We start from the raw sequence: 11,213 nt of genomic DNA, 5'->3' as shown, positions 1-11,213 counted from the left end.
TGTCTCATATGCCAACCAAATGCCAATGTTCGGATTTTGCTATTGGCTAGCTTTGCTATACGCTTTTTTAAAACTCAATTTTTAAAGTTTTTTGATCTCAGCTATTGACTTTTATTAGCTGGTCTTTTCCATGCGCTTCCTGGACAGCAACAGCGCGGACAGGATCAGCAACATGGAGGGAAGGATGAACCTGTCCGGCCCGAAGACTCCTAGGGACACCAAGGAAAGGACCACCCCTGCCATGGCCGGTCCGTGCCGCTGGTTCCCCTTCCACTGCTCCAAAAAGATCACCACGAAAAGCGCCGTCATGGCGAATCCCACACCTGTCCCGTCAAAGAACATGCGCTCCCCCAAAAGGGCTCCTCCCAGTGAGCCCAGGACCCAATAGGCCTGGTCCAGGGCCGAAACGAAAAAACAGTACCATCCCCTATCCACATCTTCCGCAGGCTCCAAGCCGCATAGGATGGAAAAGGTCTCGTCCGTCAGCGCGAACACCAGGTAGGGCCTTTTCCACCCCAACCCTTTGAAACGCTCCAGCATGGACAGCCCGTAAAAAAGGTGTCGGGCATTCACCATCAGGGTCATCAGAAATGCCGACGCCAAGCCCGCCCCTTCCGCCAGGAGTCCCACCGCAACGAACTGCATGGCCCCCGCATAGACGGCAACGCTCATCAGCAGGGCCCACCCCGCCCCAAAACCTCGGCTGGTCAGCAGGATGCCGAAGGCCATGCCCAGAAAACCGTATCCCATCATCACAGGAACGGTCCCGGGAAAGGCAGCCCGCAAAGCTTTCATCCGCATTTTCCAACCTCCTCCCCTTTTCGGCTTTTTTCAATATATCACATGCCCCCCCCATCGTCAATGGTTCCCCTTTTCAACCTGCCGTCCTCCGGTATTGAAAAGGGGAGCCGCTTGGGGTACAATGTACAGACAAACCCTGTGCACCAAAGAGGAGGACTTCCCATGGCTGTAATCGCAGCGGAAAATTTGTCAAAGAGTTACGGAATGAAGACATGTTTTCATTCCATCGCATTTACAGTAAACGAAACAGACCGGATCGGCATCGTCGGCATAAACGGCACCGGCAAGTCCACCCTGCTGAAGATCCTGGCCGGAATCGAGGTCCCCGACGAAGGCGGCCTGGTGATGGCCAAGAGGACCCGGGTGGAATACCTTTCCCAGACACCGGAATTCGACGAGAACGCCACCGTACTGGAGCAGGTTTTCAAAGGGGACTCTTCCGACCTGCGGCTTCTTCGGGCCTATGAGGAAGCGGTCGAGTCCGCCCAGGAGAACCCCCAGGACGCCAAGGCCCAGGAACGGCTCTACCGCCTGACAGAGGAAATGACCGCCGGGGACGCTTGGGAACTGGAAAGCCAGGCCAAGACCATCCTGAACCACCTGGAGGTCCACCACTTCCACCAGCCCATGCATACGCTCTCCGGCGGACAGCGCAAGCGGGTCGCCCTGGCGGGAGCCCTCCTGTCTCCCTGCGACCTGCTGATCCTGGACGAACCCACCAACCACATGGACAACCGCACCATCGACTGGCTGGAGGAGTACCTCGCAAGGAGGAAGGGAGCCCTGGTCATGGTGACCCACGACCGGTATTTCCTGGACCGGGTCTGCAACCGGATTCTGGAACTGGACCAAGGCCAGTGTTTCTCCTACGAAGGCAATTACGAGGAATTCGTGGCCAAGAAGGCGGAGCGGATGGAACTCTCCAACACCTTGGAACAGAAGCGCCAGAACCTTTACCGCAGGGAATTGGCCTGGATGCGCACAGGTGCCAAAGCCAGGTCCACCAAGCAAAAGGCCCGAATCGACCGTTTCAACGAAATCAAGGCTTCCGAACCCAAGACCGGACCCGGAGCCGTGGAACTGTCCGTAGGCTTCACCCGGCTGGGAAAGAAGACCATCGTCCTGGACCAGGTCTCCAAATCCTTCGGGCAAACCCGGCTCTTCGACCCTTTTTCCTATACCTGCGCTTCCGAGGACCGGATCGGGATCATCGGGCCCAACGGTGCGGGAAAATCCACCCTCCTGAACATCATCAGCGGCCGGCTGGCCCCAGACACGGGCAACTGTTCCCTGGGGGATACGGTTAAGCTTGGTTACTTCTCCCAGGAAGCCACCGATATGGATCCATCCCAGCGCTCCATCGAATACATCAAGGAGACGGCGGAATTCATCCGTACGGAAAACGGCCAGCTCCTTTCCGCCTCCCAGATGCTGGAACGTTTCCTGTTCACCGGCGAAATGCAGTATGCCCCCATCGGCACCCTTTCCGGGGGCGAACGCAGGAGGCTCTTTCTGCTGAAGGTGCTCATGGAGGCCCCCAATGTCCTGCTGCTGGACGAGCCCACCAACGACCTGGACATCGACACGCTGAAGGTTTTGGAGAACTATCTGGACGATTTCAAGGGCATCGTGCTGACCGTGTCCCATGACCGTTACTTCCTGGACCGGGTCTGCAACAAGATCATCAGCTTCGAGGAGGGGACAAAGGGACTGTCCGTATACACAGGCAACTATCAGGACTACAGAAACTATCGGGAAGGGCTTGGGAACGATTTTGAGACTCCGGCCAAGACCGTTCCCAAGGACAAGCCCGCACCTGCCCGCCGGGTCAGGGAAGCGCGCCTGAGCTACAAGGAACAGCTGGAGCTCAAGTCCCTGGAGCCGGAAATCGCCTCCCTGGAAGGGAAGCTGGAACAAGTGGACCAGGATATTTCCAAGAACCAGACGGACTTCCTATTGCTCCAGGAACTCATGGAGCAGAAGGAAATCCTGGAGGAAACCCTTCTGGAAAAAATGGAGCGTCTGGAGTTTCTGGCCGCCTTCCAGAACGCTCTGGAACAGGACAAGTGCCAATGATCCAATAATATCCATGAAAATCCTCTTGCATTTTCCCCTGCCGTATGCTATGATAACAAACGTTGAATGGCTTGTCTGCAGGCCTTCGCGCGAGTGGCTCAGTGGTAGAGCATCGCCTTGCCAAGGCGAGGGTCGCGGGTTCGAATCCCGTCTCGCGCTCGATCCGCAAAATAAGAAGGACACATCCTCCATCCAGGATGTGTCCTTCTTATTTTGCGGATCCCATCCCACAAGATGCCTTCCGCTGGCCTACCATGCAAAAAAAAAGCGGGCCTTCCCCGAGGAATGGTCCGCTCCCTTTTCTATCCGCTTTCGGATTACTGCAGCTTCGCCTTGGCGGTTGCCGCCAGTTGCGCGAAAGCAGCCGCATCGTTTACGGCCATGTCAGCCAGCATTTTCCTGTTCACATCCACCCCAGCCATTTTCAGGCCATGCATGAAGGTGCTGTAGGACATATCGTTCACACGGGCCGCCGCATTGATCCTGGCGATCCACAGTCTTCTGAAATCCCTCTTCTTCAGCTTTCTGCCTGCAAACGCGTAGTTTCCGGACTTCATCACAGCCTGCTTGGCTGTCCTGAATTGCTTGGATTTGGCTCCCCTGTAACCTTTCGCCAGTTTCAGGACTCTTTTATGCTTCTTATGGGCATTCATGCCACCTTTGATTCTTGCCATCTGTTCTGCCTCCTAAATTCTTTCTTAAAGGTATGGTAACATTTTCTTGATTACTTTTTCGTTGGTTGAATCCATCATCGTGGCATGTCTGAGATTTCTCTTGTTCTTTGCTGTCTTCTTGGTCAGGATATGTCTTTTGTAAGCTTTGCTTCTCTTCAGCTTTCCTGTACCTGTAGCTTTAAAACGCTTGGCCGCTCCGCGGTGGGTTTTCATTTTAGGCATTTTCATGTCCTCCTTGGCATTTCAGTTATTTGTTTTTCTTCGGAATCAGAAACATCACCATGCTTCTTCCTTCCATCAAGGGCTGTTTTTCGATATCCGCCAGTTCTTCCAGACCCTTGGCGAAATCCAACAAGATTTTCCTACCAATAGCGGTATGAGCCAACTCACGTCCTCGAAACCGTACCGCAACCTTGACCTTGTCTCCTCCGGACAGGAACTTGTGTGCGTTTTTCATCTTTGTTTCCAAATCGTGGGTTTCGATGTTGGGGGACAAACGCACTTCCTTCAGTGTGACAATGTTCTGCTTCTTTTTGGATTCTTTCTCGCGCTTGGATTGCTCGTAACGGAATTTTCCATAATCGATGATCTTGCATACAGGGGGCTTGGCATTCGGTGAAATCTTCACCAGGTCAAGACCTTGCTCCTTTGCCATCTGTTGCGCATCTCTTGAGGAAAAAATCCCCAGCTGCTCGCCTTCCGATCCGATCAGACGAATTTCCCTGTCCCGAATTTGCTCATTGATCATATAATCGCTAATAGTTTGACACCTCCGTCAATTCAGTGTAGAATTCCCTCTCCACCAAGCGGACCTGGCGGACCTTTTGGTCCAAATCAAAAAGGTGGATAGCTGCCTATCCACCGAATCACACAAGTACTAAACCGTTTCGAAAGGGATTCCCCTTCCATCCGGGCGTCGCATCTCACATGTACCTAAGTCACCCTGTTGTGCTTAGGCGAGAGTGGAAACTCTGCTTGTTTTCATTGCGTAGAAATTATACCATGCAACGCGTTCCCTGTCAAACTTAATTTCTTCTTTTTGCCTGGCCTTGCAGGATGGACATAAGATAATGGTCATGGTACTTTCCGTGGCTGTAGTAAGCCTCCCGGATAATCCCTTCCGCAACGAAGCCCTTCTTCCTCAAGGCGTAGTAGGCGGGGAGGTTCTCCAAGTGGACCAGCGCTTCGATCCGGTTGAGCCCCAGATCCTCTAATCCGTAGGCGATCACAATACCCAGAACCTCGCTCATGATCCCCTGATGCCAGTACATGCGGCTCAAGTCATAGCTGATGCCTGCCGTATGGTTTTGACGGTCCAGATTGTAGAATCCGATGGTTCCGATCTTTTGCTTGGATGTCAGAAGTTCGATGACCCAACGATTCTGCCTATCTCCACCCATATGGGCGTCGATGTAGGCCTCCGCCTCTTCCAGGGTCGCAATGGGTTCCCTGTTGACGATGTGCTGGTAAACCCCTTCGTCCCCCAGATGGGACAGGATGAAACTCTTGTCCTCCGGTTCCACAGGCCGCAAAGCGGTCCTGTCTCCAACCAAAACCTTCCTCAAATCCATTCCCGGTCAGCTCCTTTCCTTTCTCAGCGCATCCTCCAGGACCGCTTCCTCTTCTTCCATTATAGCATATCTGCAGGGTCATGTCATCTCCACAGCCGTAGGGATGTTTGGCCCCAAGCAAGCTTGGACGGACTTTCCTGGTGTAGAAAAAAAGAACCCATGCAAACGCATGGGTTCTTTTTTTCTATCAGGCCGGAAGCACGCCTGCCCTTTTCAGTTTCGGAAGGACAAGTACCGCCGCCAGAGAAATGACGATGATCTGGGCCAGGTCCGTCGCCAGGAAAGGCAGCATCCCCGCTCCCAAGGCTTGCACCACGGTCATGCTTTTTCCCATGACCAGATTGACCACCATGTACATGTAGGGAACCCCGATGGCATATACCGCAGCCAGTCCACCCAACAGGGAAAGGGCGGTCCGGGGAAAGGAAGTCTTCTTGTTCCTGGGATTGGCCAACCCCACCACGAAGGCGCAGGCCACAAATCCCAACAGGTATCCGAAGGTCGGCTGGAACACATACGTGATTCCCCCTCCGTTGGCGAATACGGGGATGCCGGTCAAGCCGATCAGGATGTAGAGCCCCACCGCCATGGCGCCTTTCCGCGCCCCCAGGATCAGGCCTGCGAAGGACACGAACAGGAACTGCAGGGTGAATGGCACGATGGGCGTAGGCACTTTGATGAACGCCCCTACGGCCGCAAGGGCTGCAAACATGGCTACCAGGATCATTTCTTTTGTGGTCAATTTCATAACGCCGCTTCCTCCAAATGTTTTTTTCCATTATAGGATAAACGGCACAGATTGTCAACTCTATTTAGTTATTGGTTAACCTTTTCCTCCTCTTCCCATTCCACCACCAGCCGGGTCAGGGCCGCCACCGTGGCCGCCTGGGTCGTTTCGAAGACGACTCCCCTTCCATCCTTGTCCATGCCTTCATAGATCTTCATGCTTTCCAGCAGATTCCTGATGTCTTCCTTGGAGAAGTTCTTGTCGTTCTTCTTTTGATGGGAAAGGTTGTTGTAGACCTTGTCGAAGGTTTCCTCATATTTCTTTTCCAACACCTCTTCAAAAAACATGCCGTACCTCCTTGCGATTCCGTTGTCGTAAGATTCAAATTGGAGCAGGAAAAACCATCTCCCCTAGGGGCGACGCGCTTCCCTGCTCCATGCAATCGTATTCACATCTTTTATCTCTGCCTTGGCAGAATGCACACGATGGGAGTTGAACCCATGACCCTCTGGTTCGGAGCCAGATACTCTATCCACTGAGCTACGCGTGCAATTCGGCTTTTCAGCCGCCAAATTATTCTATCACAGTTTCTTTCTTTTGAAAAGACCTTTTTTACACTTTTTTTTCTTCTTGATTGACATCCACCATGTAATAAGGTACTATTTTCCATAAGAACCCAAACAGGAAACGAGGAAGAACATGGCATCAAAAACACTCAGCTTGTCCGAAGAGGTCAAGAGAAGAAGAACATTTGCAATCATCTCCCATCCGGATGCAGGGAAGACAACCCTGACGGAAAAGCTCCTTCTGTACGGAGGCGCCATCCATAGCGCAGGTTCCGTCAAGTCCCGACGGGCGGAGAAGTACGCCGTATCCGACTGGATGGAAATCGAACGGCAAAGGGGGATTTCTGTCACCTCCAGTGTCCTGCAATTCAATTACGGGGGTTATTGCGTGAACATACTGGACACCCCGGGACACCAGGACTTCAGTGAAGACACCTACCGTACCCTGATGGCAGCCGACTGCGCGGTCATGGTCGTGGACTGCGCCAAAGGCGTCGAGGCCCAGACCAAGAAGCTTTTCAAGGTCTGCAAGATGCGGGGAATCCCCATCTTCACCTTCGTGAACAAGCTGGACCGGCAGGGGAAGGATCCCTTTGAGCTCTTGGAGGACATCGAACAGGTCCTGGGCATCGACTCCTTCCCCATGAACTGGCCCATCGGCTCCGGCAAGGACTTCACAGGGGTCTATGACCGGCAGAAATCCAGGATCGAGCTGTTCGACGGCGGCAGCCACGGCCAGTCCAAGGCGAATGTCCTGGAAGGGGATCTGGAGGATGCCGCAATCAAGGAACGCCTGGGCGGCCTGCAACACCAGCAGCTGGCGGACGAACTGGAGCTCCTGGACCATGCGGGCAACGCCTACGACCTGGAAGAGATCCTGAACGGAAACCTGACTCCCGTTTTCTTCGGAAGCGCCCTGACCAACTTCGGGGTCCAGCCTTTCCTGGAGTCCTTTCTGGAGCTGACGCCTCCTCCGGCCCCCCGGCCCAGCAACCTGGGACCCATCGCTCCGGAAAGCGAAAACTTCTCCGGTTTCATCTTCAAGATCCAAGCGAACATGAATCCCACCCACAGGGACAGGATTGCCTTCCTGCGGATCTGTTCCGGCAAATTCACCAAGGGCATGAGCGTCCACCATGTCCAGGAAAACCGGAAGATCACCCTGGCGCAGCCCCAGCAGTTCCTGGCCCAGGACAGGATGATCGTGGAGACGGCTTATCCTGGAGACATCATCGGCCTCCACGATCCGGGCATTTTCCGCATCGGCGACACCCTGTGCGAGGACAAAAGCAGTCTTGCCTATGAAGGCATACCCGTCTTCGCTCCGGAGCATTTTGCGAAAATCTACACGCCCAACGCCTTGAAACGGAAGCAATTCCTCAAGGGCATCACCCAGCTCGCCCAGGAAGGGTCGATCCAGGTCTTCAAGCGTCCGGACATCGGCGTGGAGGAGTTGATTGTAGGCGTTGTGGGCATCCTGCAGTTCGAGGTGCTTTCCTACCGCCTGAAGCACGAGTACGGGGTGGATGTCAACCAGCAGCTCCTTCCCCACCGCTACATCCGTTGGATCAAACAGGAGGATTTCGACAAGAAGAAGTTCTCCACCACCATGGACAGCATGATTGCCGTGGACAGCCTGGAACACCCGGTGGTGCTCTACCAGCATGAATGGTCCATCAACCAGTTGAAGGATCGGAACAAGGATGCCGTATTGGCGGAAATCTCCTTGCGGAATTAGATCCCCTTTCCCAAAGCAAGAACCAGGATCCATACCTCTCTGGCTCCTGCCTCCATCAAGACCTTGGCACAGGCGTCCAACGTGGCGCCTGTCGTGAAGATGTCATCCACCACCAGGACGTTCCTTCCCCGGACGTCCTGGTTTTTTTTCAATGCAAACGCTCCCTGGATGTTGGCCAGCCGCTCCAGGTCCCCCAAGTCCTTCATGGGTTTAGTCTTTCTGACCCGGACCAACAGACGTGCTTCCGGGATGGAAAGCCTTCGGGCCATCCGTCCCGTCAGGATTCCGGCCTGGTTGTATCCCCTGGCCCTCTCCCTGGAGGGGTGCAGGGGAACGGGGCACAGGACGTCCGGAAGGGGCAGGTGCTCCAAGGCGCAGAGCTCCTCCAGCACCTGGCACAGGCGTTCCGCAAGATACGGCGCCGTGTAGAGCCCGTCCTTGAACTTGAGGATTTGGATCAGCCGCTTCGCCTCTCCCTCGTACAGCCATAGGGAACGCCCCCTGCGGAAGCTCCTGGGTGTCCTTCCGCAGTCATGGCATAGCTCCTCCCTGCCGCCCAAAGGCTTCCCGCAACAACGGCAGAGGCTGCCTTCCAGGGTGGGCAGGCTGTCCCGGCAGTCCACGCAGGTGTATTCCTTCTCGCCGGCCTCCAGGAGACGGTCGCAGACCAGGCATTTCCTGGGATAGGCTGTCCTCTTCCATGCATTCCCGACGGCTTCCGCCATCCTTCTCAGTCCCTCCATGCACTCAAGCCCCCCTTTCTCCTATCGCCAGCCGCCGGATCTGTTCCGACAGGGAAGTGTTCCGCCGGACCTCCCTGTTGTTTGCGATCATTTCGACCACCGTTTCTTCCGTTCCCACGATGACAACATATTGTCTGGCGCGGGTGATGGCCGTATAGAGCAGGTTCCGGCTGAGGAGCATGGGCGGCCCCTTGAACAGGGGAATCACCACGACCTTGTACTCGCTTCCCTGGGCCTTGTGTATGGTGGTGGCGTAGGCCAGCTCCAGCTCGTCCAGTCCGCTGAACTCATAGTTCACCTGCCGCTGGTCGTCGAAGCGGATCTTCAGGGTTTCCGTATAGGTGTTGATGGACAGGATGGTGCCTATATCCCCGTTGAACACCCCCGTCCCTTCATCGATCTTGAAGTTCAGGTCGTTCATCACCGTCCAGGAGAGGTTGTAGTTGTTTTTCACCTGCATCACCTTGTCCCCTTCCCGGAAACGGATTCCCCGGCACTCCTTCTCCCGCTTGTCCTTGGCCGGAGGGTTGAGCGCCGCCTGGAGGACCACATTCAGGTTCTCCACTCCCAGGATTCCCTTGCGCATGGGAGTAAGCACCTGGATCCCTTCCAGGCTGTCGCATCCTGCGAACTTGGGAAGCCTGGTCTTGACCAGGCTGGTCAGCTCCTCCAGGATCCGGGTCGGATTGGAGCGGCGGATGAAAAAGAAGTCCTTGCTGTTCCTGCGCAGGTCGGGCACCTCCCCGTGGTTGATCTTGTGGGCGTTCATGATGATGTCGCTTTCCATCGCCTGCCGGAAGATTTTCTGCAGGACCACCACATCGAAAATGTCCCTGCAGGCCAGGATGTCCCCCAGCACGTTCCCGGCTCCCACGGAGGGCAGCTGGTCCTTGTCCCCCACCAGGATGAGCCTGGTCCCCACGGGGATGGCCTTCAAGAGATGGTGGAAGATGGTCAGGTCCATCATGGAGCTCTCGTCCACAATCAGGACATCGCATTCCAGGGGATATTCCTCGTTCCGCTCGAACCGCTGGTGCAGCTCGTCCTTTCCAAAGGTGATCTCCAGGAGGCGGTGGATGGTTTTCGCCTCCCTGCCGGTGGCTTCCGTCATCCTCTTGGCCGCCCTTCCCGTGGGGGCTGCCAACGCCACCGTCAGGTCCTGTTCCTCGAAGAGCCGTATGATGGCGTTGATGGTGGTGGTCTTCCCCGTTCCCGGCCCTCCGGTGATCACCAACAGTCCACACGTCTGGGCCTTGACGATGGCTTCCTTTTGGGACGGGTCGAACTCTATGCCCTCTTCCTTTTCAAACCGTGTGATCCACTCCTGGCTATCCCCCCTGCCCGTTCCCACCCCATGGGCGACCTCGTGCAGCTTCAACGCCGCCCCCTGCTCCATGGCATGGTACACTCCTAAATAAACGGCCTCCTCCACCCCAGGCAGGGAAACGGAGACGATCCGGTTCTGGAGCTTCAGGCGGATCAGGGCGGACTCCAACTGTGTCCCGTCGGCCTGCAGCAACGCTCCGGCCGAACGGAAAAGTTCCTCCCTGGACAGGTAGACATGCCCATCCAGGGTAGCCTGGTGCAACAGGTAGAGCATCCCCGCCATGGTCCTGTGGACCGATTCCTTGGGTATTCCCACCTGTTCCGCGATGCTGTCGGCCATCTTGAAGCCGATGCCGTGGACATCTTCCGCCAGCTGGTAAGGGTTGTTTTTCACGACCTCATAGGTCTTCTCCCTGTATTCCTGGTAGATCTTCAACGCATAGTTTACGGAAATTCCGTATTCCTGGAGGAAAATCATGGCCTGGCGCATGGTCCTCTGCTCATAGAAGATGGCTGCTATGGCTTGGGCCTTTTTCAGGCTGATTCCCTTGACCCGCTCCAACAGTTCCGGCTCCTCCTCCAGGACCCGGAAGGTATCCTCCCCGAACATCTCCACGATTTTGGCCGCCATGGCGGGACCGATCCCCTTCACCGCCCCCGAGCCCAGATAGCGTTCCATGGCCTTCAATTCCTGGGGTATGGCGCAATGGTAGTCCTGGATGTTGAACTGGTCCCCGTACACCAGATGGGTAGAGGTGTGTCCCCGGGCATGGATTTCCTCCCCCACAGCGATGTTGAAGACGCATCCCACCGCAGTCTTCTCCCCGGCTTCTGTGGACACGGACAACACGCAATATCCGTTCTCCTCGTTCCTGTAGATGATGTCCTCCACAATGCCGTCCAACGTTTCCATAACCCGCCCCTTTCTCCGGCTTGCGGCGTCCGGCGCCGCACATATGCGAAAAAGGCCGATGGATTCGGCCTTTTTCAG

11 protein-coding genes and 2 tRNA genes are annotated in these 11,213 nt (G+C 55.5%); 3 read left to right on the top strand and 10 right to left on the bottom strand.

The features are described 5' to 3' along the window. Window positions 1-114: 114 nt before the first annotated feature. Complete coding sequence (locus GXN74_RS11145; protein ID WP_162371019.1) at window positions 115-801, bottom strand: AzlC family ABC transporter permease; 687 nt, start codon at window positions 799-801, stop codon at window positions 115-117. Window positions 802-963: 162 nt separating this feature from the next. On the opposite strand from GXN74_RS11145, the gene GXN74_RS11140 reads away from it, so the two are divergent. Together GXN74_RS11140 and GXN74_RS11135 are read left to right on the top strand one after the other, a co-directional pair. Continuing rightward, window positions 964-2,877 carry an ABC-F family ATP-binding cassette domain-containing protein gene (locus GXN74_RS11140; RefSeq protein ID WP_162371018.1) on the top strand — a complete coding sequence of 638 codons (1,914 nt, stop codon included), beginning with the start codon at window positions 964-966 and terminating at the stop codon, window positions 2,875-2,877. A gap of 87 nt (window positions 2,878-2,964) precedes the next feature. After that, window positions 2,965-3,036, top strand: a tRNA-Gly gene (locus GXN74_RS11135). Window positions 3,037-3,194: 158 nt separating this feature from the next. On the opposite strand, the gene rplT is transcribed toward GXN74_RS11135, so the two are convergent. From rplT to GXN74_RS11100, 7 genes are all read right to left on the bottom strand, one after another. Next, complete coding sequence (gene rplT, locus GXN74_RS11130; protein WP_162371017.1) at window positions 3,195-3,551, bottom strand: 50S ribosomal protein L20; 357 nt, start codon at window positions 3,549-3,551, stop codon at window positions 3,195-3,197. Between the two features lie 24 nt (window positions 3,552-3,575). Further along, a complete protein-coding gene (gene rpmI / locus GXN74_RS11125) occupies window positions 3,576-3,773 on the bottom strand; it encodes a 50S ribosomal protein L35 (RefSeq protein WP_162371016.1) in 198 nt (65 codons plus the stop codon). Window positions 3,774-3,798: 25 nt separating this feature from the next. Next, on the bottom strand, window positions 3,799-4,299 hold the full coding sequence (gene infC / locus GXN74_RS11120; protein ID WP_162371015.1) for a translation initiation factor IF-3: 501 nt from the start codon (window positions 4,297-4,299) through the stop codon (window positions 3,799-3,801). A 277-nt stretch (window positions 4,300-4,576) separates the two neighbouring features. After that, entirely contained in the window at window positions 4,577-5,122 is a 546-nt protein-coding gene (locus GXN74_RS11115) for a GNAT family N-acetyltransferase (protein ID WP_162371014.1), read from the bottom strand. A 187-nt stretch (window positions 5,123-5,309) separates the two neighbouring features. Next, entirely contained in the window at window positions 5,310-5,870 is a 561-nt protein-coding gene (locus GXN74_RS11110) for a biotin transporter BioY (protein WP_162371013.1), read from the bottom strand. Window positions 5,871-5,938: 68 nt separating this feature from the next. Continuing rightward, window positions 5,939-6,196 carry a hypothetical protein gene (locus GXN74_RS11105; RefSeq protein WP_162371012.1) on the bottom strand — a complete coding sequence of 86 codons (258 nt, stop codon included), beginning with the start codon at window positions 6,194-6,196 and terminating at the stop codon, window positions 5,939-5,941. A gap of 130 nt (window positions 6,197-6,326) precedes the next feature. Further along, window positions 6,327-6,399: transfer RNA gene (locus tag GXN74_RS11100), tRNA-Arg, on the bottom strand. 149 nt (window positions 6,400-6,548) lie between these two features. Here GXN74_RS11100 and GXN74_RS11095 point away from each other — a divergent pair. Continuing rightward, window positions 6,549-8,153, top strand: coding sequence for a peptide chain release factor 3 (locus GXN74_RS11095; RefSeq protein WP_162371011.1), 1,605 nt, complete (start codon window positions 6,549-6,551; stop codon window positions 8,151-8,153). Here the strand turns inward: GXN74_RS11095 and GXN74_RS11090 are convergent. Together GXN74_RS11090 and recD2 are read right to left on the bottom strand one after the other, a co-directional pair. Further along, window positions 8,150-8,896, bottom strand: coding sequence for a ComFC family protein (locus GXN74_RS11090; protein WP_162371010.1), 747 nt, complete (start codon window positions 8,894-8,896; stop codon window positions 8,150-8,152). The two genes, GXN74_RS11095 and GXN74_RS11090, sit on opposite strands and share 4 nt — an antisense overlap. A 4-nt stretch (window positions 8,897-8,900) precedes the next feature. Continuing rightward, window positions 8,901-11,135 (bottom strand): SF1B family DNA helicase RecD2, encoded by a 2,235-nt coding sequence (recD2, locus tag GXN74_RS11085; protein ID WP_162371009.1) that lies wholly within the window; start codon window positions 11,133-11,135, stop codon window positions 8,901-8,903. Window positions 11,136-11,213: the final 78 nt, after the last annotated feature.

It is taken from the genome of Anaerotalea alkaliphila (assembly GCF_010179735.1).
In the GTDB taxonomy this organism is placed as follows: domain Bacteria; phylum Bacillota; class Clostridia; order Lachnospirales; family Vallitaleaceae; genus Anaerotalea; species Anaerotalea alkaliphila.
The sequence above is the reverse complement of the archived record's forward strand: the minus strand, read 5'-3'. Positions and strand labels throughout refer to the sequence as shown.